At 36.6% G+C, this 22,602-nt stretch carries 24 protein-coding genes; 19 read left to right on the top strand and 5 right to left on the bottom strand.

Annotated features, from left to right (window positions below; genetic code table 11):
* Positions 1 to 91 precede the first annotated feature (91 nt).
* The 12 genes from ACODST_RS18385 to ACODST_RS18330 all read left to right on the top strand — a co-directional run bounded on the left by ACODST_RS18385 (position 92) and on the right by ACODST_RS18330 (position 10,186).
* Positions 92 to 1,273: a hypothetical protein gene (locus tag ACODST_RS18385; protein WP_488933555.1), complete on the top strand. Its 1,182-nt coding sequence runs from the start codon at positions 92 to 94 to the stop codon at positions 1,271 to 1,273.
* 30 nt (positions 1,274 to 1,303) lie between these two features.
* Positions 1,304 to 2,467, top strand: a complete 1,164-nt coding sequence (locus ACODST_RS18380) for a glycosyltransferase family 2 protein (RefSeq protein WP_488933554.1) — start codon at positions 1,304 to 1,306, stop codon at positions 2,465 to 2,467.
* 84 nt (positions 2,468 to 2,551) lie between these two features.
* Complete coding sequence (locus ACODST_RS18375) at positions 2,552 to 3,922, top strand: dihydrolipoamide acetyltransferase family protein (protein WP_488933553.1); 1,371 nt, start codon at positions 2,552 to 2,554, stop codon at positions 3,920 to 3,922.
* Between the two features lie 210 nt (positions 3,923 to 4,132).
* The gene (locus ACODST_RS18370; RefSeq protein WP_488933552.1) at positions 4,133 to 4,903 is read left to right on the top strand and encodes an exonuclease domain-containing protein; all 771 of its coding nucleotides are present in this window, start codon (positions 4,133 to 4,135) and stop codon (positions 4,901 to 4,903) included.
* Positions 4,904 to 4,999: 96 nt separating this feature from the next.
* Complete coding sequence (locus ACODST_RS18365) at positions 5,000 to 5,611, top strand: fumarylacetoacetate hydrolase family protein (protein ID WP_488933551.1); 612 nt, start codon at positions 5,000 to 5,002, stop codon at positions 5,609 to 5,611.
* Entirely contained in the window at positions 5,611 to 5,955 is a 345-nt protein-coding gene (locus ACODST_RS18360; protein WP_012026948.1) for an Hpt domain-containing protein, read from the top strand. The genes ACODST_RS18365 and ACODST_RS18360 overlap by 1 nt, the downstream gene beginning before the upstream one ends.
* Before the next feature lie 202 nt (positions 5,956 to 6,157).
* Complete coding sequence (locus tag ACODST_RS18355) at positions 6,158 to 7,411, top strand: competence/damage-inducible protein A (RefSeq protein WP_488933550.1); 1,254 nt, start codon at positions 6,158 to 6,160, stop codon at positions 7,409 to 7,411.
* Between the two features lie 71 nt (positions 7,412 to 7,482).
* Positions 7,483 to 7,719 carry a 50S ribosomal protein L28 gene (gene rpmB / locus ACODST_RS18350; RefSeq protein WP_008468080.1) on the top strand — a complete coding sequence of 79 codons (237 nt, stop codon included), beginning with the start codon at positions 7,483 to 7,485 and terminating at the stop codon, positions 7,717 to 7,719.
* 27 nt (positions 7,720 to 7,746) lie between these two features.
* A complete protein-coding gene (gene rpmG, locus ACODST_RS18345; protein ID WP_008253902.1) occupies positions 7,747 to 7,929 on the top strand; it encodes a 50S ribosomal protein L33 in 183 nt (60 codons plus the stop codon).
* A gap of 74 nt (positions 7,930 to 8,003) precedes the next feature.
* Positions 8,004 to 8,156, top strand: a complete 153-nt coding sequence (locus tag ACODST_RS18340; protein WP_012026946.1) for a DUF4295 domain-containing protein — start codon at positions 8,004 to 8,006, stop codon at positions 8,154 to 8,156.
* 269 nt (positions 8,157 to 8,425) lie between these two features.
* Positions 8,426 to 9,379: a signal recognition particle-docking protein FtsY gene (ftsY, locus tag ACODST_RS18335; protein ID WP_488933549.1), complete on the top strand. Its 954-nt coding sequence runs from the start codon at positions 8,426 to 8,428 to the stop codon at positions 9,377 to 9,379.
* Positions 9,380 to 9,763: 384 nt separating this feature from the next.
* On the top strand, positions 9,764 to 10,186 hold the full coding sequence (locus ACODST_RS18330; RefSeq protein WP_488933548.1) for a Zn-dependent protease: 423 nt from the start codon (positions 9,764 to 9,766) through the stop codon (positions 10,184 to 10,186).
* 3 nt (positions 10,187 to 10,189) lie between these two features.
* Here ACODST_RS18330 and ACODST_RS18325 read toward each other — a convergent pair whose 3' ends face one another.
* Positions 10,190 to 11,260, bottom strand: a complete 1,071-nt coding sequence (locus ACODST_RS18325; RefSeq protein ID WP_488933547.1) for a serine hydrolase domain-containing protein — start codon at positions 11,258 to 11,260, stop codon at positions 10,190 to 10,192.
* 225 nt (positions 11,261 to 11,485) lie between these two features.
* On the opposite strand from ACODST_RS18325, the gene ACODST_RS18320 reads away from it, so the two are divergent.
* The 3 genes from ACODST_RS18320 to ACODST_RS18310 all read left to right on the top strand — a co-directional run bounded on the left by ACODST_RS18320 (position 11,486) and on the right by ACODST_RS18310 (position 13,066).
* The gene (locus ACODST_RS18320) at positions 11,486 to 11,926 is read left to right on the top strand and encodes a hypothetical protein (RefSeq protein WP_488933546.1); all 441 of its coding nucleotides are present in this window, start codon (positions 11,486 to 11,488) and stop codon (positions 11,924 to 11,926) included.
* Entirely contained in the window at positions 11,907 to 12,203 is a 297-nt protein-coding gene (locus ACODST_RS18315) for a DciA family protein (RefSeq protein ID WP_488933545.1), read from the top strand. Before ACODST_RS18320 ends, ACODST_RS18315 begins: the two co-directional genes overlap by 20 nt.
* Before the next feature lie 146 nt (positions 12,204 to 12,349).
* Entirely contained in the window at positions 12,350 to 13,066 is a 717-nt protein-coding gene (locus ACODST_RS18310) for a hypothetical protein (protein ID WP_488933544.1), read from the top strand.
* A 70-nt stretch (positions 13,067 to 13,136) separates the two neighbouring features.
* Here ACODST_RS18310 and ACODST_RS18305 read toward each other — a convergent pair whose 3' ends face one another.
* The 3 genes from ACODST_RS18305 to bshC all read right to left on the bottom strand — a co-directional run bounded on the left by ACODST_RS18305 (position 13,137) and on the right by bshC (position 16,810).
* Entirely contained in the window at positions 13,137 to 13,556 is a 420-nt protein-coding gene (locus tag ACODST_RS18305) for a nucleoside-diphosphate kinase (protein WP_012026941.1), read from the bottom strand.
* Positions 13,557 to 13,776: 220 nt separating this feature from the next.
* On the bottom strand, positions 13,777 to 15,048 hold the full coding sequence (locus tag ACODST_RS18300; protein ID WP_488933543.1) for an acyltransferase family protein: 1,272 nt from the start codon (positions 15,046 to 15,048) through the stop codon (positions 13,777 to 13,779).
* Positions 15,049 to 15,220: 172 nt separating this feature from the next.
* Complete coding sequence (bshC, locus tag ACODST_RS18295) at positions 15,221 to 16,810, bottom strand: bacillithiol biosynthesis cysteine-adding enzyme BshC (RefSeq protein WP_488933542.1); 1,590 nt, start codon at positions 16,808 to 16,810, stop codon at positions 15,221 to 15,223.
* A 271-nt stretch (positions 16,811 to 17,081) separates the two neighbouring features.
* Between bshC and ACODST_RS18290 the strand changes: the two genes are divergently transcribed.
* The 4 genes from ACODST_RS18290 (at position 17,082) to ACODST_RS18275 (ending at position 21,822) form a co-directional block, all read left to right on the top strand.
* On the top strand, positions 17,082 to 18,359 hold the full coding sequence (locus tag ACODST_RS18290) for an MFS transporter (RefSeq protein ID WP_488933541.1): 1,278 nt from the start codon (positions 17,082 to 17,084) through the stop codon (positions 18,357 to 18,359).
* Between the two features lie 106 nt (positions 18,360 to 18,465).
* The gene (locus ACODST_RS18285) at positions 18,466 to 18,720 is read left to right on the top strand and encodes an autorepressor SdpR family transcription factor (RefSeq protein ID WP_488933540.1); all 255 of its coding nucleotides are present in this window, start codon (positions 18,466 to 18,468) and stop codon (positions 18,718 to 18,720) included.
* Between the two features lie 4 nt (positions 18,721 to 18,724).
* Positions 18,725 to 19,384: an SdpI family protein gene (locus ACODST_RS18280; protein WP_488933539.1), complete on the top strand. Its 660-nt coding sequence runs from the start codon at positions 18,725 to 18,727 to the stop codon at positions 19,382 to 19,384.
* Positions 19,385 to 19,617: 233 nt separating this feature from the next.
* Positions 19,618 to 21,822, top strand: coding sequence for a B12-binding domain-containing radical SAM protein (locus tag ACODST_RS18275; RefSeq protein WP_488933538.1), 2,205 nt, complete (start codon positions 19,618 to 19,620; stop codon positions 21,820 to 21,822).
* 1 nt (position 21,823) lies between these two features.
* Here the strand turns inward: ACODST_RS18275 and ACODST_RS18270 are convergent, their stop codons facing one another.
* A complete protein-coding gene (locus ACODST_RS18270; RefSeq protein ID WP_488933537.1) occupies positions 21,824 to 22,588 on the bottom strand; it encodes an MBL fold metallo-hydrolase in 765 nt (254 codons plus the stop codon).
* Between the last annotated feature and the right edge of the window lie 14 nt (positions 22,589 to 22,602).

Genomic DNA, 22,602 nt, shown 5'->3' with positions numbered 1-22,602 from the left:
AAAATAAGATTTTCTTTTTAGTATTGAAAAAAGTGACTTTTCTGAATAAAATTTTAATTTTGTAATGTGTTGTTTATGAAAAGTTTACGTTATGAAAAATGCAAAAAATCTATTGGGGTTATTTTTCTTTTTTCAGCTGCATCTCTGCTACGGTCAGAATGATTCGATTGCTGTTGGCAGTAAAGATATTTTAGATGTACTGTACCAGCTTTTTCATAAAAATGATTCGGTTCGCAAAAATCAGGATAAAAAAATAGCATTCTCACTGCTTCCTGTTCCCATTGACGCCAACAAAAATACAGGATTAGTCGTTTCTTTTTTAACCACATTTTATCTTGGCGACAGTCATACAACAAAAATGTCCCAGATATCTTTTTCACCTTATTTTAGTTTTACCCGGCAGTATGTTTTTCCAATTCAGGCGTATATTTACACGAAAGACAATAACTGGAATTTTACGGGCGATTACCGGTATATGATTTATCCGCAGGATACGTATGGTCTTGGAGGTCATAATACCGACGAAAAAATGTCTGTTTTAGATTATCAGCAATGGCGCTTTTATCAGTTTGCCACCCGAAGAGTTGTGGGGAACTTCCGGCTTGGACTTGGTTTTTTACTGGATAATTATCAAAATATCTCCGAAGACTCTTATATAGACGGAGAAACAGATTATGTGGAGTATATGAACGGGGATTTCTCCAATGAAAATTCTTTTGGAATTGCAGTTCAGGGACTTTATGATTCCCGTAGGAATAACGTAAATCCGGAACAGGGTTTGTACATTGAGGCAGATTACCGAATGAATACGAGCGGAGTAGAAGGTAAAAAATGGAATTCGGTTTATTTGGATGCCCGAAAATATCATTCTTTTCATAAATACAAACACCGCATTCTGGCTTATCGGGCTTTTTACTGGTCGACTTTTGGCGGAAAACCGCATTATCTTGATCTGCCCAGTATTGGCTGGGACCGCGAAGGCAGGACCGGAAGAGGTTTTACCCGAAACCGGTTTAGAAGTAATGCCCTTATTTATTTTGAAACCGAATACAGAACCGATATTTCAAAAAACGGTTTCTGGGGGGCTGTCTTTTTTACGAATATTTCTTCGGTCTCTAAGCTGGATACTTATCAGTTTAAAAAGTGGAACCCGGCTGTAGGAACCGGACTGCGTATTAAATGGAACAAGAAAAACAACAGTAATTTAGTGCTCGATTACGGAATTAGTAAAAACGACTGGTCATTGCGGTTAGGTTTGGCCGAAAATTTCTAACTTTCCCCAAAATCAATTTTAAAATTTGTAATGCAGTTATCGGTTGTTATTCTTAATTATAATGTACGTTACTTTCTGGAACAATGTGTTTTAAGTGTTCAGGAAGCGATAACGGGTCTTGATGCCGAAATTATAGTAGTTGATAATAATTCGTCAGATGACAGCTGTCTGATGATGAAAAACCGCTTTCCTGAAATACAACTGATTGAAAACAATGCCAATTTTGGTTTCCCAAAAGGAAATAATATTGGAGTTGCAAAGGCCGGGGGAAAGTACATTTGTATATTAAATCCCGATACTGTTGTGGCCGAAGATACTTTTGTTAAAGTTCTGGCTTTCGCCGAAGAAAAACAGGACTTGGGAATCATTGGCTGTAAGTTAATTGACGGAACCGGATGTTTTCTTCCCGAAAGTAAACGCGGAATTCCGACTCCCTGGGTAGCTTTTACCAAGATTTTCGGATTGTATAAACTATTTCCCTCATCAAAGTTTTTTAATCGGTATTATGCCCAGCATTTAAACGAAAACCAAACCGGAAAAGTAGAGATTCTGGTAGGCGCCTTTATGTTTTTGGAAAAAAAACTGTATCAGCAGTTAGAAGGTTTTGATGAAAATTGTTTTATGTATGCAGATGATATTGATTTGTCGTACAGAGCATTGCAGCTTCAAAAAAACAATTTCTATTTTCATGACACAACCGTTATACACTATAAAGGAGAAAGTACCGTTAAAGATGAATTGTATATGAAGCGATTTCAGGAGGCTATGAATTTTTTCTATCAAAAGCATTTTAAAAAATCCTGGTTTTTTAGTTTTTTTATCAGAACAGGAGCTTTGTTTTTTTCATTTGTAAAAATGTTTCAGGGAAAACCCCGTGAAAAAGCATTGCCGGAAAGGTATTTTTTATGCTCCGAAAATGAGAATTTGTCAGAAAAACTAGCCTCGATTTTAGAAAATAAAGTTCATTTTTTGGATTTCAAGAAAGAAAAAATGGTAAATTCGCCCCTGATTTTAAAGGGTAAAAAGGCGGAGATCATTTTGGATAATCACTATGTTTCATTCAAGAAATGTATCAAAATCATAGAAACTCTTAAAGATAAGAACATTACTTTTAAGATTTTGCCCAAAAGAGCAGTGTATATTATTGGAAGTAATTCCAGAAATGACAGAGGGCAAATCATGAAAATTGAGTAAAAAATTATATTAAGTGTAATTTCTAATTAATTTTTTCAGTAATTTCGCAATCATAAAATCAAAATCACCCTTTAGAGTAATAATATGGCAAGATTTGAATTAAGGCTTCCGAAAATGGGAGAGAGTGTAGCTGAAGCAACCATTACAAACTGGTTGAAGGAAGTGGGAGACAAAATTGAAGCTGATGAAGCAGTACTTGAAATTGCAACAGATAAAGTTGACAGCGAAGTGCCAAGTGAAGTATCAGGAATTTTAGTTGAACAATTATTTGGCAAAGATGATTTAGTTCAGGTAGGTCAGACCATTGCTATTATAGAAACAGAAGAAGGGGATGCGCCGCAGTCGGCCCCTGCATTCGAAACTGTTGTACCTGCTGAAGCTGCAGAAATTGAAAAAACTATAGAGACCGTAAAAGAAGCTGCCGCACCGCAGGATTTTTCAGGTTCTGATAAGTTTCTTTCTCCTTTGGTGAAAAATATAGCCAAAGAGGAAGGGGTTTCGGCTGCTGAATTAGATACTATTCAGGGGTCAGGAAAAGACGCACGTATCACTAAAGATGATATTTTAAAATATATAGAAGATCGCAAAGCCGGAGTAGTACAAGCTCCGCAGGCAGTTGAAGAGGTTCAGGAAACAGTACCAGTTGTTGAAACGCCAAAAGCAGCAGCTGAAGCGCCAAAAACAGTTCAGGCACCAGAACCGACAGTTCAAAAAAGCCAGCAGGCGGTACCGGTTTCTGTAAACGGAGCTGACGAAATTGTGGAAATGGACAGAATGCGTAAGCTGATTTCGGGATATATGACGGCTTCTGTACAGACTTCTGCCCACGTGCAGTCCTTTATTGAGGTGGATGTGACCAATATTGTAAAATGGAGAGATAAGGTTAAAACGGCTTTCGAAAAAAGAGAGGGCGAAAAACTGACTTTTACTCCAATCATGATGGAAGCAGTTGCAAAAGCACTGAAAGATTTCCCGGGAATGAACATTTCGGTAGACGGAGATTATATCATCAAAAAGAAAAATATCAATTTAGGTATGGCGGCAGCTTTGCCAAACGGAAATTTGATTGTTCCTGTAATTAAAAATGCAGATCAGTTGAATCTGGTTGGAATGGCAAAAGCGGTTAACGATTTAGGAAACCGTGCTAAAGCCGGAAAGTTAAAACCAGACGATACACAAGGCGGAACGTATACCGTAACCAATGTAGGAACTTTTGGAAGTGTTTTTGGAACGCCTATTATCAATCAGCCTCAGGTGGGTATTCTGGCACTGGGAGCGATTCGTAAAGTGCCTGCGGTAATCGAAACCCCGGAAGGAGATTTTATCGGTATCCGTCAAAAAATGTTCTTGTCGCACTCTTATGATCACAGAGTAGTAGACGGGGCTTTAGGAGGAAGTTTTGTGAAAAGAGTAGCAGAGTATTTAGAAGCTTTTGATGTAGAGAGAGATTTCTAACTGCAGTTGTAAATAAATTTGAAACCCGAAAAAAAAATCAAAAGTTTTTCGGGTTTTTTTATGGGTAAAAAAGACGAAAAAGAAGATTGTTTTTGTCTGTTTTTGAAAATGCAGTAAAGAAATAAAGTCAATTTTGGTCAAAAAAATAGCGATTTGGGGCGGAAAATTCGCCTTTTAAAATTACATTTGTAATTCTTATAAAATTTAAAAATGGAATTAAAACTTAACAAACCAATCTGCTTTTTTGATCTTGAAACTACAGGAATTGATATCGGTAAAGATCGAATAGTAGAAATTTCGATATTCAAAGTTTTTCCAAACGGAAATAAAGAAAGTAAAACCTGGCTGGTTAACCCTACAATTCCAATTCCTCCACAGACTACCGCTGTACATGGTATTACAGATGAAAAAGTAGCTAATGAACCTACTTTTGCAGAACTGGCACCGCATATTCACAATATGATAAAGGACAGTGATTTGGGAGGTTTTAATTCAGATCGTTTTGATATTCCGCTGCTGGCAGAAGAACTTTTGCGTGCCGGGGTTGATTTTGATATGAAAAATAAAGTTTCGGTAGATGTGCAGACGATTTTTCATAAAATGGAAGAACGTACCTTAAGTGCCGCTTTAAAGTTCTACTGCGGTAAAAGCCTGGATAATGCACACTCAGCAGAAGCCGATACAATGGCGACTTATGAAATTCTAAAAGCGCAGCTGGACCGTTATCCGGAACTGGAAAACGATATGAAATCGTTGTCTGAATTTACAACCCGAAAAAAAATAGCCGACTTTGCCGGAATGATTGCCTTTGATAAAGATGATGAGGAAATCTTTACTTTCGGAAAACACAAAGGGGCAAAAGTGGAAAAGATTTTAGAAACAGAACCAGGTTATTTCAGCTGGATCCAGAATGCCGATTTTCCTTTATACACCAAAAAAGTACTTACGGGAATTAAGTTAAGAAAGTTAAATACAAAGTAAGTTTTAAATCGCAGTTTCCGTATTCGGTTTTAACTGAGGCCGATTGGGTATTTTGCAGTACTGCGACTGAAAACAGTGACTGAAAATTAAAAAAAAATGAAGATTATCTGCATCGGTAGAAATTATACCAATCATATAGAGGAATTAAAAAACGAACGTCCGGAGGAACCTGTGGTTTTTATGAAACCCGATTCAGCGGTTTTATTAAAGCAGCATCCGTTTGTAATTCCGGAATTTTCTGAGCAGGTTCATCACGAATTAGAAATAATTGTGAAAATTAACAAGGTTGGAAAATATATTGAGCCTAAGTTTGCACATAAATACTATGACGATATCAGTGTGGGTATCGATTTTACAGCCAGAGACTTACAGGATAAATTAAAAGCAAAAGGACTGCCCTGGGAGAAAGCAAAAGCCTTTGACGGCTCTGCTGTTATTGGAGATTTTTTGCCAAAAAGTAATTTTGTTTCGTTAGAAAATCTTACGTTTGAGCTCAGAAAAAATTCCGAAACCGTTCAAAAAGGAAACACAAGTCTGATGCTTTGGAAAATCGATGAACTGATTTCGTATGTATCGCAGTTTTTTACCTTAAAAATTGGGGATATTATTTTTACAGGAACACCTGCGGGTGTCGGGCCGGTTCAACCAAATGATGTTTTGGAAGGCTTTTTAGAAGATAAAAAATTATTCAGAATACAAGTAAAATAATGGCTTTAAAGTACAATCTTTCGAAAGTGTATGCGCTTTCAGACAATGACCCTGAATTTGTAAACGAAATTCTAAAATTATTTGTTACGGAAGTTCCTGAAGATCTAAAACAAATCAAAGAAGGGATCAAGAAAAAGGATCATAAATATGCTTATTCCTATGCACATAAAATTAAACCGACATTAGATTTGATGGGGCTTAATGTTGCCTTTGAAGAGATTCTGCAGGTAGAAGCCTGGACAAAAGCAGAAGGAAAGAAAAAAGATATTATTGAAACTTTTAAAAGTATAAAAGTACAGGTAAAAGACGCTATTAAAGAAATTAAAAAAGACTTTGATTTATAAAAAAAACAAATGGTCCCGCTTTTTTAGAGTCAAAAAAACGGGATTCTTTTTTAGGTCTTTATCTGGTTACAGATTGTTTTAATTGTATATTTTGTTTTGAATAAAAAAGGAGGTTTCTTTTTTATTTCCTGCCTCAAATCATTTCTCAGTCTTACTTTATAATATGCTTATAAAATTTTATAAGTAAAATAGTTCTATAGATATGAAAGCAACCATAGTGACCATTGGAGATGAAATTTTAATTGGTCAGATCGTAGATACAAATTCCAATTTTATAGCCAAAGAGCTGGATCGCATAGGTGTTGAAACTTATGAAATGATTTCTATAAGTGATGACAAACAGCATATTTTAAACACTTTTGACCAATTACAAAACAAGGTTGATATTGTTATTATAACTGGTGGTTTAGGGCCTACCAAAGATGATGTTACCAAAAAAACATTCTGTGAGTATTTTGACGATGAGCTTATTGTGGATCCTGATGTTCTGGCACATGTTACAGAACTGATTGAAGGGTTTTATAAAAGGCCTATTTCGCAATTGAATAAAGATCAGGCGCTGGTGCCGTCAAAATGTACCGTGCTTCCTAATAAAATGGGGACGGCACCGGGAATGTGGATGAAGAAAGAAAACACCGTTTTTGTTTCGCTTCCGGGGGTTCCGTATGAGATGAAATATCTGGTGGAAAATGAGATTGTGCCCAAAATTGTAAAAGAGTATAAACGTCCTTATATTATTCATAAAACCATTTTAACGTACGGTCAGGGAGAAAGCCTGGTGGCAGAACGTATCGAACACTGGGAGAACAGTCTTCCGGAATTTATCAAGCTGGCTTACCTGCCTAATCCGGGACGTGTTCGTCTGCGTATGACGGCCCGCGGCACGGATAAAGAAGAACTCGAAAAAGCAATTGAGGAAAATGTAGAGTCTTTAGATGCTATAATTCACGATATTATAGTGGGATATGAAGAAAATGAAACAATTGAAACGGTAATAGGAAAACTGCTGGCGAAACAAAATAAAACCGTTTCTACAGCTGAAAGCTGTACAGGAGGAAAAGTGGCTTCGCTTTTAGCATCAGTGCAGGGAGCTTCGCGATATTTTAAAGGAAGCGTGGTTTCGTATGCAACAGAAGCCAAGGTGAATGTTTTGGGAGTGCCGCAGGATTTGATAGATCAGTTTTCGGTGGTAAGTGCTGAGGTAGCGGCAGCTATGGCTTTGAATGTGAAAGGGATACTGAAAACCGACTATGCAATTGCTACTACGGGTAACGCAGGGCCTTTAAAAGGAGACTCGGATGCTGAAATTGGTACTGTTTTTATAGCTTTGGCGACGCCAAACGGAGTAATTACGGAAGAATTTAACTTTGGTCAACCTCGTGAAAAAGTGATAGATAGAGCGACTGTTAAGAGTTTGGAAATACTGCAGAAAGAAATTTTAAAAATTGTGCAATAATTTTTTGCTACAATGGTTTATTTTTCTTTTCTTTGCACCCTGATTTTGAATAACGATAAAAGATAAGTATAATGTCAAGAGTTTGTGACCTTACAGGTAAAAGAGCGATGGTAGGAAATAACGTTTCTCACGCTATGAACAAAACTAAGAGAAAGTTTTCTGTAAACTTAGTTAAAAAGCGTTTTTATCTTCCAGAAGAAGATAGATGGATTACTCTTAGAGTAGCAGCATCTACGATAAAAACAATTAATAAAAATGGAATCACTGCCGTTTTGAAAAAAGCGCAGTCAGAAGGATTTATCAAATAATCTTTTCCTAAATAAATATATAGCAAGATGGCAAAGAAAGGTAATAGAATCCAGGTAATTTTAGAATGTACTGAGCACAAAACTTCTGGTGTTCCGGGTACTTCTAGATATATTACAACTAAGAACAAAAAAAATACTCCGGACAGATTAGAGATTAAAAAATTTAATCCAATCTTAAAAAGAGTAACTGTTCATAAAGAAATTAAGTAATAATTAGAGATTTTTGTAAATCTCAATGGTTCGGCCATTTGAGTTTTATAAAAACTTCAAATAACATTTGAATCATGGCAAAGAAAACCGTAGCATCGTTACAAACATCTTCTAAGAGATTATCAAAAGCCATTAAAATGGTAAAATCTCCAAAAACAGGTGCGTATATATTCGTAGAATCTATTATGGCTCCTGAATTAGTTGATGAATTCTTGAAAAAGAAATAATTACAATCACATTATATAGAAAAGCTGCTTTCTTTCGGAAGTAGCTTTTTTATTTTATATTTGTTTAAAAATTTGTAGAAACAAGACAATTTGTGTTTTTTTAAACATTTTTTCCCGTCATACTCTTTATCTTTACCTGTCTAAAAAAGCCAGCTAAAGGATGTCGGTCCTACCGGGGTTAAATTAAATACAACCAGACATTCTATAAACATAAGGATTGTTTTTCTGAACCTGAGAAAATCAGTCTACAACTAACAATAAATAAAAAAATGAGTTTTTTTAAAAAATTATTCTCTACCGAAAAGAAAGAAACCTTAGACAAAGGTCTTGAAAAAACAAAAACTACTTTTTTCTCTAAGTTAAGCAAAGCCGTTGCAGGAAAGTCTAAAGTCGATGACGATGTTTTGGATGATCTTGAAGAAGTTTTGGTGGGTTCTGATGTTGGGGTAAATACTACTTTGAAAATCATTGAAAGAATCGAAAAGCGGGTAGCGGAAGATAAATATTTAGGAACAGAGGAACTCAATCAGATTCTTCGTGATGAAATTGGCGGATTATTATCTGAAACCAATACCGGAGAAGCGACCGAATTTGAAATTCCAAAAGATAAAAAACCGTATGTTTTAATGGTGGTAGGAGTAAATGGTGTTGGAAAAACCACGACTATCGGAAAACTGGCTTATCAGTTTAAAAAGGCAGGTCACAAAGTAGTTTTAGGTGCTGCCGATACTTTCCGTGCTGCTGCTATCGATCAGTTACAAGTATGGGCTGACCGTGTAAATGTGCCTATCGTAAAACAAAGTATGGGAAGTGATCCTGCTTCTGTAGCTTTTGATACTTTGCAGTCTGCCGTAGCTCAAAATGCCGATGTGGTTATTATTGATACTGCGGGACGTTTGCATAACAAAGTAAACTTAATGAACGAGCTTTCTAAGGTAAAGCGTGTTATGCAGAAAGTCGTTGCCGATGCCCCTCATGATGTACTTTTGGTTTTAGACGGTTCTACAGGTCAGAATGCTTTTGAACAGGCGAAACAATTTACCGCCGCAACAGAAGTAACGTCACTGGCTGTTACCAAACTTGACGGAACAGCAAAAGGAGGAGTGGTAATTGGTATTTCAGACCAGTTTCAGATCCCGGTTAAATATATTGGTGTTGGCGAAGGAATTGAAGATTTGCAAGTCTTTAATAAGTATGAATTCGTTGATAGTTTTTTTAAATAATCCCTAATGAGTTTTTCTTCTTTTAAAAATATTACGCCGCTTACTTTTTATTTTGTAAGCGTAGTCTGCTTTGTTATAGCGAATGTTACCAGAGACAAAAGTCTTTCGTTTTACTATATTTTATTAGTATTAGGATTGGGATTTTTCTTTATGGGAATTTTGAAAAAACTGCGTACAAAGCGCTAATCTTTTTGTTTCTGGATGAGGTGTCTGTGTTTTATTATACTTCTGGCTGTATTGTCATGTACAAACGGGAAAAATGAAAATAAAACAGGTCAGGCCGCTAGGCAAAAAGTTATAATTATCCAGCCTTTGGGTAATTTTAAGCCTGAACAGGCAAAAAGAGTGCTTTCGGAAATTAAGCCTGTTAACTCAAATGTTGTTTTGAGAAAAAATATCCCTTTTCCCGAGAATTCTTATTACAAACCCAGAAACCGGTATCGTGCCGATAGTATTATTAAAGTACTTAGTAATCAGATTGGCCGTGATTCTGTAATTGTGGGGTTGTCACATTCTGATATCAGTACGACTAAAAATGATGTCAAAGACTGGGGCGTAATGGGATTGGGCTATCGTCCCGGAAAAGCCTGTGTAGTTTCTGATTTTAGATTGTCTTCTAAAAACAAAAAAGAACAGTTTTATAAACTGGTGCTGCATGAACTGGGACATACAGCAGGTTTGCCTCATTGCAGAATTAAAACGTGTTTAATGCGCGATGCCGAAGGAGGAAACCCGCTGGATGAAGAAAAAGATTTTTGTACAGACTGCAAACATTTTCTTAAAGAAAAAGGCTGGCAGCTGTTGTAGAATTTATTGATACAAAGCACTGATTTTTTGCCATAAAACCTTATCAAAATCAGATAAAGCCAGATTTTCATTATCTGCTGCATCTCCCATTCTTATGATTACCATGTTTTTACTGGGAACTACATAGATTTTTTGGTCATTTTTCCCTAAGGCCATAAACATATCAGTGGGTCCGGTTGGAATTACACTTCCCTGAAATGTAAGCTGGGATTGTGGTAAATGATACGAACTTTTTCCGTTTAACCACCATAAATAGCCGTATCCTAAATTGATGTTCTGCGAAGTGGCTGTTGCCTGATTAAAAAAATCTTCGTTCAGAATCACATTGTTTTCCCATTTTCCCTTGTTGAGCATTAATAAACCAAAACGTGCCATACTGCGGGAGTTACTTGTATAAACACTGTTTACGCCGAGCTGGACCCAGGTGCCGTTCATTCCTATTTTGTCTCTCAGTTTAGTGTTAAAGTAGCTTTCCCAGGTTTGTCCGCTCGCTTTGGCAACTACATCCTGTAATTTTACATATACGTTATGATAAGCCCATCGGGTTCCGGCATCGGCTTTGTATTTTAAGTCCGCCGGGTCTACGTCATCGGTGGAGTCGTCCAGACCCGATGTCATGGTTAGTAAATGTTTACAGGTAATTAAATTTTCCTGTGCCGGGGTTTCACTGGTCCATCCGGTTCCTAAATACTGAGAAACTTTGTTGTTTATATTAAGCAGGCCTTCCTGTTGTGCAATTCCGGTTACAGTTGAAGTTAGTGTTTTTCCGGCGCTGGCCCAATACCAGCTTGTTGTGGCTGTATGGTTGTTGAAGTAATTTTCTAATACAATTCTTCCGTTTACCAGAATAATAAAAGATTTAGAATGTTTAAGCTCTAAATAATCCAGAAGCGGCTGTACGGCACTTTGGTTCCATTTTAAATCGGCTATGGATTTGGTTTCCCAGGTGGTTCCCGTTAAAGGAGGAAAATACAGGCTTTCTGATGGAGCAGGAACCGGGTCCGGTTCTGAAGTATCTTTACTGCAGCTTACGAGTAGTAAAGCCGTTAAGAGGGTACAAATAGTCTTAGTCATGGTTTTTGTTTTTTGGTTGTTTGGGGCTTTGACCAAAAATATGTAAAATAGTTTAATAGCATTTGTAAATTTTTATTTCTTATGGATTATCTTTGCCAATCACTAAATTTTCTTTTGAAAACGGGAGTCTTAGCCCTGATGGAAGCGGCATCCTTTTTCTGGCTTTTTTAGACAGAAAAAGATACAACGTACAGCAGGAACAGCTCCTTATTATAACATACAATTATGAAAAACACTTTTATGATTTTGGTTTTATCACTTTTGATGGTAAGCTGTAAACAGGAAATAAAACCGACAGATATTGCAAAACTGAACGGTTATTGGGAAATTGAAAAAGTGGTTTTTGATAAGGGGGAAGAAAAAGCATACGGAATGAACGAGAACTTTGATTTTTTTACGATAAAGGGAACCAAAGGAACCCGTACTAAAGTGATGGCCCAGCTGGATGGTACTTTTTTGACTACGGATACGTATGAGGATTTTTCGGTAAGATTTACAGATAAAGGAACATTTCTGGATTATAAGACAGATTATGCTAAATGGAGTGAAGAGCTGATTTCGGTTACAGATGATACTTTTGTAGTGAAAAATGACCAGAATAAAGAATATCATTATAAAAAAGCAGGACCAATAAATATTTTAAACGATGGCAAAAAGACTAAATAACGAAACTACGATTGGGGCGGTTCTGCAGCAGATTATTCAGGTAAATAAACTGCAGCCGGGTATGGATGAGATTGATGTAAGGGAAGCCTGGAGACAATTAATGGGAAATGGTGTTAATACCTATACCAGAAATGTAGTTTTGAAAGGAAGTACGCTTTATGTAGAACTGGGGTCATCTGTACTGAGGGAAGAACTGACGCTTGGAAAATCTAAAATCGTTAAGATGATTAATGAAGAGCTGGGAAGGGAAGTGGTAAAGGATGTGGTTCTGAGATAAGCAGCGGCTTTTTTAATAAGATTAATTCTGATTTTAAAATAAATTTAACACTTCTGTTGGGAAGTGTTTTTTTTTTACGATACATTTGGGCACTTAATTTTTTACAAAATAAATCTAATTAATAACCAAAAACAATTTAAAAAAGAATGAAAAGAATCTTACTTATTTTAACTGTATTATCTGCCTTAACTAGTTATTCACAAAAGAAAAAAGTGGCCGTTGTTTCGTTTTATACTGATAAAACAATAAATCTTTCGGAACTGGGATTGAACGGGCTGGCTGCGATAGCTGATTTGGGAAATAATCCAAACTTTAATCTTGCTCCTATTTTAGAGAAATACCATACTGCTTTTTTTAATGATTATGCTAAAAAATTCCCGTTTGATCTGCTTCCTGAAACTGAAGTGACTCAAAAACCGGAATATATTGCTTTTACACCTAAATTTGCGAGAGAAGACGGAGAAAGCGGAACGATTATTAACTATCCGGGATATAAATATATTTATGAAGGAATGAACGGTTCTGCCAATGAAGAGGCATCTGCTCAAATGTTTAAAGAGGCTGCTGATGGTGTTTTATTTACCGAAATTCATTTTGCTGTAGTAAAAGGATTTGCTGTTGGCGGAACAGGAACGGTAAAAATGAAAGCTTATGCAAGAATCGCTTTGTATGATAAAACGGGGAAAAAAGTATTTGCTTTTTCTGAGGGGGCAACCTCTAAGAAAACGGGAACAATCGTAGGAGGAGTTCCTGTTTTAAGTCTTGAAAAAGTACTGCCTATGTGCGAAAGTGCCTTAGAAGAGCTATTAAAAGATCTTGATGAAAAAATTGAAAAAATCGTTAAAAAGTCAGATAAGCTTTAATCGATATTTTTTACTATAAAAAAAACCGTTTCAAATTTGAAACGGTTTTTTTGTATGATCTAATCTGAAATTAGAACTGCTCTCTTCCTGCGAAGTGGAATGCACTTTCGATAGCAGCGTTTTCGTCGCTGTCAGATCCGTGAACGGCATTCTCTCCAATAGAAGTTGCGTATGCTTTACGAATAGTTCCTTCAGCAGCTTCAGCCGGGTTTGTAGCTCCAATTAAAGTTCTGAAATCTTCTACTGCGTTGTCTTTTTCTAAAATTGCAGCAACAATTGGTCCGCGTGACATAAATTCAACTAATTCTCCGTAGAAAGGTCTTTCTGCGTGAACTGCGTAAAATGCTTTTGCATCAGCTACAGTTAACTGAGTTAATTTTAATGAAACGATTTTAAAACCACCATTAGTGATCATTGCTAAGATATTCCCGATGTGTCCGTTTGCAACAGCATCTGGTTTAATCATTGTAAAAGTTCTATTTGTTGCCATTTTTTATTTTATTAAATTTTGTGCAAAAGTAGACTTTTTTTGTGAATTGATTTTAATAAATTCACAATTTAAATAGCTTAGAATGAGGTTTTGGATAAGAAAAGTATTTTTTTTTATCCTATAAGTGATATAAGTTTCATCTAAATAGCTGCGAGGCCTATTTGCTGCAGACTATAACGTATTGCTAAAATCAGTTTATACTGCTTATATGGTAAAAAAATTAAACTTTGAAGATTAATTTGTTTCGGTAGAATATCCATAAAATAAAAGTCCATATCCCTACATAAACTAAAGCTCCGGCTAGTGAAGCGGTCATGGGATTGCTGAAAAACGGCGCAATCCAGAAACCGTACAGATAGTTTAAAAGATTGATTTTTTCAGAAGTATTATGCGGATTTTGAAACTCGATCATGACCAGCGCCTGAGGGATAATCTGTGAAGTAAAGAAAACAATCATAGGATTTACTCCCCATATTAAAAAAGGTTTGAACCCTTTTTTGTAATTGGCAATATCGATGATATAGTATAAAATCGTCAGGAAAACGGTGGCTAATCCTGTTGTGTACAAAACATAACTGCTGGTCCAGAGTGATTTATTGATAGGAAAAATCAAATCCCACATTAGCCCTAAAAACAGCAGCACTGTTCCGGCAATTCCCATTTTCTGGGCTTTTAGGATTTTAGTGGTATCACGTTGTAAAACCTGGCCAATTAATAATCCAATAATTCCGTTTACAATAGACGGAATGGTACTTAAAATTCCTTCAGGATCCCAGGTGACGGTTCCGCGGTACATGTGTCCTTTTAAAAGTACACTGTCCAGCCAGGAGGCCAGATTGGTTCCTTTGTCTAAATTGGCTTCGCCTATTCCCGGAACCGGAATTAAAGTCATTGCGGCCCAATAGCCTAAAAGTAAAACGATTCCCGTTATAATTTGTGTCTTTTGAGATGTTTTTAAATAGAGTAGCGAAACTACAAAATAGACCACAGCAATCCGCTGCAGAACTCCGGGCAGTCTTACGTCGCTATAGGCTTCTATACCGCTGTAAGCGAGAAACAAGTATAGAAACAGAATCGAAAATGCCAGAATGTTTTTAATTTTGGAACTGAAATTCCCCATTAAGGCATAACCAACAGCAATTGTAATGGCAAGACGGCCAATTAAAAGCGGAATTCCTTCAAGTCCGAAAAGCTGAATTTTTCCAAAAAAGTTAAAGAAAATCCCGAGACATAACATTCGAAGAGAACGTACGAGGATTTTGTTGAAAGTGGTGCCGTCATAGAATTTGTCAGGCATGGCAAGCGGAACGGCGACTCCCATTATAAAAACAAAAAAAGGAAATACCAGATCGGTTGGTGTGCAGCCGTGCCAGTCGGCATGTAATAACGGCGGGTAAACATGTCCCCAGTCGCCCGGGTTGTTTACGATGGTCATTAATAAAATAGTGAGTCCACGAAAGACATCTAGCGAAATTAAGCGTTCTTTTACCATTGGTTTTGGGTAAATGGGTTAGTTAATATTTTTTAAAAATCGCTATTTGGTTTTAAGAGTAATACTTTTGAGAAGATAGGTGGTTATTTGGTTTCCCGGAACTATTACTTATTTTTTTGCTGCGAATTCATGAATTAATTAAATGAAAATTCGTGAATTCGCGGCTATTTTTTTAAATGGTTATAATGTTAAAATTCATTTCCAGCGGTTTTAATTTTTGTACTAAAAGCGGAATGAGCTGTTCTCCTTTTTCCAGATAAAATTCAGAAAAATTGCTTTGGCGTTCCTGTAAACTGTTATTTGGGAACAGTTCGCACTGTAGATCCGTAACTCGCTGTAACTGATCGTGCAGTTTTCTTTTTTGTGCTTTCAGTAACCGTTTTTCTAAATTTTCCAAACCTTTGGTTTGTTTTACTTCCTGAGCTTTCACAGCTCCCGAAAAAGATTTGTCAGTTTGATCTGCCAGTTCGTAAAGATATTGAAACTGGGCCTTCAATATTTCTTTCTGAGGGGTTAAATCAATTGGGAATGCTGAAATTTTATGGGTAACAGCATTGATCAGATTTTCTTGTTTTGTAAATAAATCTTTCCAGCTCAAATGAAGCTGGTCTGCTTTTTTAGCTTGTTTTTCTGTGGCCAGCAAAACAGAATTACGAACCAGAAGCATCGGAAAAGTGATGTTTACAGCTTCAAAAGAAGCTTTTAGCTCCAGCCAGTAAGCAATCTCTCCGCCGCCGCCGATATAACACAGGTTAGGCAGTATGATTTCCTGATACAGCGGACGCATAATAACGTTGGGACTAAACTTTTCAGGATGGTTTTCTAAAAGTGTAAACAGCTCTTCTTTTGAAAAAGATTGTTTTGTATTGTTAACCAGGAAGGCATTGTTCTCAAAAATGATTCTTTCGCGTAAATGGTCTTCGATGTAAAACAAGTTGATTTCACGCGGGTTTACCTGAACCGTATAATCACCAAAGTTTTCAAGAGTTTTCTGAACGGCTTTATAAGAAGTCTGGTTTTCCAGTTCTTCTTTAACAAACGGAATAAATGCTTTTTTTAAATCGGCATCGTCAGCGTCGATAATTACTAAGCCATAAGCTGCAAATAAGCTGTTGGCCAGAAAACGGGTAGCATCGGCAAGTTTGTCATGTTTTAAATAAGCGTCTTCAAAAAGTTTTTTTAAGGTATTGGCGTTGGTGCTTGAACCTAATTCCTGAGCGTAAATTTCGAAGAACTCCGTTAGTCCTTCTGTAGAAAGACGTCCAACGGGACCTGTACTTTCTTTATTCCATCGGAATTTTTTTCCTTTAAAATTAAAATAATTGATTTCTTCAAAATCGTGGTCCTCTGTTGCCATCCAGTAAATCGGAACAAAATTATAAGATGGATATTTCGATTTTAATTCTTTGGTGAGGTTTATTGTTGAAATGATTTTATATAAGAAATACAAAGGGCCGCTGAATAAATTAAGCTGGTGTCCCGTTGTAATCGTAAACGTATTTTCAAGCGCCAGAAGCTCAATATTTTGTCCGGATGCATCTGAAAGTTCAATATTTTCGTATTGCTTCTTTAAAGTCGCAACCAAAGGAATGCGATTGCGGTTATCAAAGTTAGATGCTTTTTCGGCAATTTGTTTTTCGAAATTTTCTATAGAGGGAAAATGGTTGTACAGCGGTTTTAATTCTGGTTTCTGGTCTAAATAGTTTTGTATCAATTTAGAAAAATATCCTGAAGTTTGATAGCTGATACAGTCGGTAGGCATAATTGTAAATTTATTTTTGTAAGCTGTAAATTTAATGAAAATATACAGTTAAAAACGGTTTTAACGATTGCTTAAGATTTGATTTTTGATTTTTATTTTAAACGACAATGTATCAGGTTTTTAGTTTTTAATGAAAGCATGTTTTTTAAAATGTAAAATGCAGGTAATTTGTTAAAATAATAACTGTGTTTTAAAACTAATGGCTGTGAATATGAATTATTAATAATGAAACTCTATTTTTGTAAGCAAAAAAAAGATATATCTATTTTACATGGAAGCTAACCTAAAAAAGAAGAACTCCTTACAACATGTTCTTTTTGGTTCTTTAATTGGAACTACAATCGAATTTTTTGATTTTTATATTTATGCCAATGCAGCCGTATTGGTTTTTCCACAATTATTTTTTCCAGGTTCAGATCCAACTATGGCGACACTGGAATCTCTGGCCACTTTTTCGATAGCTTTTTTATCGCGCCCGTTAGGTTCTGCTTTTTTTGGACATTACGGAGATAAAATCGGACGTAAATTTACATTGGTAGCGGCACTGCTTACCATGGGGATTTCTACGGTTACAATTGGATTCCTTCCGGGTTATGCCAGTATAGGTGTTGCTGCGCCGTTGTTATTAATGCTCTGCCGTTTTGGACAGGGTGTTGGTTTAGGAGGCGAATGGGGAGGAGCCGTATTGCTGGCAATCGAAAATGCCCCGCCGCATAAACGGGCCTGGTACGGCATGTTTCCGCAATTGGGCGCTCCAATAGGATTACTGCTTTCAGGTGGAACTTTTCTGTTATTGACAGATTCCATGAGCAACGAAGATTTTATGGACTACGGCTGGAGAATTCCCTTTATTGCGAGTGCACTTTTGGTAATTGTTGGGTTTTATATCAGAACGAAAATTACAGAAACACCTTCTTTCGAAAATGCTAAAAAACACGAAGAAGAAGTAAAAGTTCCTTTTTTAGAATTAGTGAAATCGTATAAAAACCAATTGATTTTTGGAACGTTTGCGGCGATTACCACTTTCCTGGTTTTTTATCTAATGACTGTGTTTACCTTGAGCTGGGCAACCTCTGATTTAGGAATTGTTAAAAGAGACGGATTATTGATTCAGTTATTCTCAGTATTGTTTTTCGCTCTTTTTATTCCGGTTTCGGCTGTTGTCGCAGATAAAATCGGACGCCGTAAAATGCTTATTCTGGCTACGGCTGCCATTGCAGTGTTTGGGTTTTTCTTTCCGTTCTTTTTAAGTACCGGAAATATTGTTTTAGTAACTACTTTCGCCTGTATCGGAATGGCTTTAATGGGTTTTACTTACGGCCCTTTAGGAACTTTTTTATCTGAATTGTTTCCAACTAATGTTCGTTATTCTGGTGCGTCTTTAACCTTTAATATGGCAGGAATTCTGGGGGCAGCCTTTGCTCCTATGATTGCTATCTGGCTGGCGAAGAAATATGATGTTAGTTATGTAGGCTTTTATTTAGTAGGTGCAGCGCTTATTTCTCTGATTTCATTTTTGGTAATCAGTAAAGACGAACATAAATTTTAAAATCTTGTTTTAAATAAATTGAGGAAGCAGTATTAAAAATAATACTGCTTTTTTTTTTGCCGCTTAAAAAAGTATTTAGATATTTGTCTAAATATGTAAATGATTTATGAATGATATTTTTAAAGCTTTAAATGATCCTACCAGAAGAGAAATTCTGGATCTTTTAAAAGAGAAAGACAGGTCGGCAGGTGAAATTGCTGATGCTTTTACTATTTCAAAGCCTAGTATTTCGCATCATTTGGATATTTTAAAACGAGCTGATCTCATTACGTCTGAAAAAAACGGACAGTTTATCATTTATTCCATAAATACGACCATTATGGAAGATGTTTTGCAATGGATACTAACCTTTAAAAAATAATAAAATGAATTTAGAATTAAAAAAAGAGCTTCCGCTGATCGGAATTGTTGTAACTCCTTTTGTTTATCTGGCCCTAATCTGGAGCAGTCTGCCGGAAAGGGTTCCTGTTCACTGGAATGGCAGCGGAGAAATAGACAGGTGGGGAAGTAAATTTACATTGATTCTTATGCTGTTTATGCTTCCCGTTTTAACTTATGCGATTTTGTCTCTGGTATCAAAAATCGACCCTAAAAAAAGAATGGCATTAATGGGAGGAAAGCTCTACCAGCTTAAATTTATTATGGTTTTGTTTATGTCTTTTTTAGCCATGTTTATTGTGTACAGTACTAAAAGCCAGTCTTCTTCAAATCCGGGTTTTGTCTTTGCTCTGCTTGGTGGTTTGTTTGTGGTTTTAGGTAATTATTTCAAAGTAATACAACCCAATTATTTTATCGGAATTAAAACGCCCTGGACTTTAGAGTATCCCGAAGTATGGAAAACAACACATGTTTTTGCCGGGAAACTTTGGTTTGCCGCCGGACTGCTTATTATTTTGGGGAGCCTGATTTTTGAAAGTGCTGTTTTCTCTAAAGCAATTTTGGTAATTGTTCTTACTATAGCAATTGCTCCCATTGTTTATTCTTATTTCAAATATAAGAACCTGAAAAAGAAAGGAACACTATAATAAATTATTGAAGATGGTAAAAGTACTGCTTGTTTTAATGGTATTGCTTATTGAGTATGTCATGGCAGCTTAAAGAATAAGTTTTAAAATAGTAAAAAAGTCTGTAAAGATCCCCTGCATTTTTATAGACTTTTTTGTTTACTCAGAGTCTTATATGAATTAATATCTTCTCCCAAAATCTTTTCCTGAAAAGTCGCCAAATATCCCGTATTTTTGCAAAAAAATAATACGTCTTGAAAACAAAACTTTTTGTCATTACACCTCCGTTTACGCAGCTGAATACCCCGTATCCGGCAAGCGCGTATATAAAAGGTTTTCTGAATACCAAAAATATAGAATCGGTACAGGCAGACCTGGGAATTGATGTGATTCTGGAATTGTTTTCGAAAAAAGGACTTATTGATTTGTTTGAAGCTGCAGGTTCAAAGTTTGAGGTTTTTAATTCAGAAATCTCAGATAATTCCAAACGTATTTTTGCATTGCAGGACGAATATACTAAAACAATCGATCCTGTTATTCAGTTTCTGCAGGGAAAAAATCCCACTCTGGCTTTACAGATCTGTCAGGAAGATTTTCTGCCCGAAGCTTCCCGTTTTGCACAGCTGGAAGAACTGGACTGGGCTTTTGGAACCATGGGGACTCAGGACAAAGCCAAACATCTGGCTACTTTGTATCTGGAAGATATTTCAGATTTTATTGTAGAATGTATCGACGAAAATTTTGGTTTCAGCCGCTATGCTGAACGATTAGGACGAAGTGCCAATTCGTTTGATGAATTGTATGAGGCGCTTCAGCAGAAGCCGACTTATATTGATTTGATTTTAATCTCGATTTTGAAAGAGAAAATCGAAGAAGTCAAACCAACTTTATTTTTAATTTCGGTTCCTTTTCCGGGAAATTTATACAGTGCTTTCCGATCCGCACAATGGGTAAAACAAAACCATCCCGATATTAAAATTTCAATGGGCGGTGGTTTTCCTAATACAGAACTGCGTTCCCTTTCGGATAAAAGGGTTTTTGAGTTTTTCGATTTTATCACTTTAGACGACGGGGAAGTTCCGATTGAGGAATTGATATCCAATCTGGAAAACCCGGATTATAATGCTTTTAAAAGGACTTTTTTACTGGAAAACGGAGAAGTAGTTTATAAAAACAATTCGCTGAAACACGATTATAAACAAGCACAGGTGGGAACGCCGGATTATTCAGATCTGCCTTTGGATAAATACATTTCGGTTATCGAAATCGTAAACCCCATGCACCGAATGTGGAGTGACGGCCGCTGGAATAAACTAACCATGGCACATGGCTGTTATTGGGGAAAATGTACGTTTTGTGATATTTCTCTGGATTATATAAAAGTATACGAACCTGTTGCAGCTAGTCTGTTATGCGATCGTATGGAGGAACTCATCGAACAGACAGGTCAAAACGGATTTCATTTTGTAGACGAGGCTGCTCCGCCTGCTTTAATGAGGGCTCTGGCTCTTGAAATTTTGAAACGTAAACTGGCAGTAACCTGGTGGACGAATATCCGGTTTGAAAAAAGCTTTTCTAAAGATTTGTGTTTACTGCTGAAAGCTTCCGGCTGTATTGCGGTTTCGGGTGGTTTAGAAGTAGCTTCTGACCGATTACTGAAACTGATTGATAAAGGGGTGACAGTAGAGCAGGTAGCCAAAGTAACGCGTAATTTTACCGAAGCCGGAATTATGGTGCATGCCTATTTGATGTATGGTTATCCTACACAAACCATTCAGGAAACGGTGGATAGTCTGGAAATGGTTCGTCAGTTATTTGAAGCCGGGGTTTTACAGTCGGGATTCTGGCATCAGTTTGCGCTGACAGCCCATAGTCCGGTTGGCTTATATCCGGAGCAATTTGGTGTAACCAAGAAAACAGAAACCATAGGAACTTTTGCTAACAATGATGTTGAATATATCGATTCAACTGGAATTAATCACGACAAATTTAGTTTTGGACTAAAGAAATCACTGTTTAATTTCATGCACGGGATTTGTTTTGATTATGAACTGCAGGATTGGTTTGATTTCAAAATTCCGAAAACCAAAATTCATCCCGATTTTATCTTTAATGCACTCGAAGAACAAAATGATTTTAATACCAAACCCAATGCTAAAGTAGTCTGGCTTGGCGGTAAACCTTCGGTTGACAGGTTCACCAAATCAAAGAAAGGCCGAAGCTGGGAAATGACCGCCTTAACTTTTCATGATAAAAAAGAAAGTTTTGTAGTTCAGACCAGTAAAGAAGAAGGCGAATGGCTGGTTCAGATGCTGTCTAAAATTGCGGTTTCAGGTACTAAAAATTATACTTTTCAGGAAGTTAAAAATGATTTTGAAACATCATTAGATGATTTTGAACTGTTTTGGTATTCAAAACCGGTCAATACTTTAAGGGAATTTGGGCTGCTGGTTTTATAATTTAATACTCCACACTGGTACCGTCACTCGGAATGGCCACTTTTGATAAAAGATTGTTTTCTGTTAAGGCTCTTTTGAGCTGTTCACGAGTTGTAGGGCAATGATTTAAAGCTTCAAGATGATTGGCAAATACTTTTCCCGGGGCAAGTGCTGTAAATTTCAAAATATCATTCATTCGCATTAATAAAGGCTGGCCAATATCTAATCTTGCAGTTCCGCAGGCCACGGTTGCGATATCCGGTTTTAACTCTATTAAAGCTTTTTGAACGTCATCAGTAAAAATCGTGTCTGAACTGATATAAACAGATTTTTCATTAGTAAGTTCTATATAAAAACCCATCACATTTCCCATCAGCCGGGCTATAAAACCATATCCGTGAACAGCCGGAATGCCAATAATTCTTCCGTTTAAAAAGGGCTGAGGCTCCCAGTACTCTAGAGTTTGTACGATGTTTAGACCTCTAAGTGAAAGTGATTTTTCATCTTTTACACTACAGATTACCGGAATACTGTTTCGTCGTAAAAAAACTTCCCCGCCTTTGTCGATATGATCCGGATGCAAATGTGTAATTAAGCAGTGAGTCACCCGGCTCAAAATTTCCCTGCTGTTTTTAGGAAGGGCCACAAGTGGATTTCGTTTAGGTTTATATCGAAAAATAGTAAAAGGAGCAATTGTTTTTCGTTTTCCTAACATGGGATCGACAAGAATAACATGCTCTTCTGTTTCAATTACCAATGTGGCATTTCGCAAGTGATGTATTTTCATATCTGGGGGAATTA

The sequence above is a fragment of the Flavobacterium sp. FG19 genome (assembly GCF_057809475.1).
Note: the sequence above shows the minus strand (reverse complement) of the source record. Positions and strands in the feature narration are given on the sequence as shown.

Coding starts and splice junctions, on each gene's coding strand:
- ACODST_RS18385 (WP_488933555.1), top strand. CDS start 92: ATGAAAAATGCAAAAAATCTATTGGGGTTATTTTTCTTTTTTCAGCTG.
- ACODST_RS18380 (WP_488933554.1), top strand. CDS start 1,304: ATGCAGTTATCGGTTGTTATTCTTAATTATAATGTACGTTACTTTCTG.
- ACODST_RS18375 (WP_488933553.1), top strand. CDS start 2,552: ATGGCAAGATTTGAATTAAGGCTTCCGAAAATGGGAGAGAGTGTAGCT.
- ACODST_RS18370 (WP_488933552.1), top strand. CDS start 4,133: ATGGAATTAAAACTTAACAAACCAATCTGCTTTTTTGATCTTGAAACT.
- ACODST_RS18365 (WP_488933551.1), top strand. CDS start 5,000: ATGAAGATTATCTGCATCGGTAGAAATTATACCAATCATATAGAGGAA.
- ACODST_RS18360 (WP_012026948.1), top strand. CDS start 5,611: ATGGCTTTAAAGTACAATCTTTCGAAAGTGTATGCGCTTTCAGACAAT.
- ACODST_RS18355 (WP_488933550.1), top strand. CDS start 6,158: ATGAAAGCAACCATAGTGACCATTGGAGATGAAATTTTAATTGGTCAG.
- rpmB (WP_008468080.1), top strand. CDS start 7,483: ATGTCAAGAGTTTGTGACCTTACAGGTAAAAGAGCGATGGTAGGAAAT.
- rpmG (WP_008253902.1), top strand. CDS start 7,747: ATGGCAAAGAAAGGTAATAGAATCCAGGTAATTTTAGAATGTACTGAG.
- ACODST_RS18340 (WP_012026946.1), top strand. CDS start 8,004: ATGGCAAAGAAAACCGTAGCATCGTTACAAACATCTTCTAAGAGATTA.
- ftsY (WP_488933549.1), top strand. CDS start 8,426: ATGAGTTTTTTTAAAAAATTATTCTCTACCGAAAAGAAAGAAACCTTA.
- ACODST_RS18325 (WP_488933547.1), bottom strand. CDS start 11,260: ATGACTAAGACTATTTGTACCCTCTTAACGGCTTTACTACTCGTAAGC.
- ACODST_RS18320 (WP_488933546.1), top strand. CDS start 11,486: ATGAAAAACACTTTTATGATTTTGGTTTTATCACTTTTGATGGTAAGC.
- ACODST_RS18315 (WP_488933545.1), top strand. CDS start 11,907: ATGGCAAAAAGACTAAATAACGAAACTACGATTGGGGCGGTTCTGCAG.
- ACODST_RS18310 (WP_488933544.1), top strand. CDS start 12,350: ATGAAAAGAATCTTACTTATTTTAACTGTATTATCTGCCTTAACTAGT.
- ACODST_RS18305 (WP_012026941.1), bottom strand. CDS start 13,556: ATGGCAACAAATAGAACTTTTACAATGATTAAACCAGATGCTGTTGCA.
- ACODST_RS18300 (WP_488933543.1), bottom strand. CDS start 15,048: ATGGTAAAAGAACGCTTAATTTCGCTAGATGTCTTTCGTGGACTCACT.
- bshC (WP_488933542.1), bottom strand. CDS start 16,810: ATGCCTACCGACTGTATCAGCTATCAAACTTCAGGATATTTTTCTAAA.
- ACODST_RS18290 (WP_488933541.1), top strand. CDS start 17,082: ATGGAAGCTAACCTAAAAAAGAAGAACTCCTTACAACATGTTCTTTTT.
- ACODST_RS18285 (WP_488933540.1), top strand. CDS start 18,466: ATGAATGATATTTTTAAAGCTTTAAATGATCCTACCAGAAGAGAAATT.
- ACODST_RS18280 (WP_488933539.1), top strand. CDS start 18,725: ATGAATTTAGAATTAAAAAAAGAGCTTCCGCTGATCGGAATTGTTGTA.
- ACODST_RS18270 (WP_488933537.1), bottom strand. CDS start 22,588: ATGAAAATACATCACTTGCGAAATGCCACATTGGTAATTGAAACAGAA.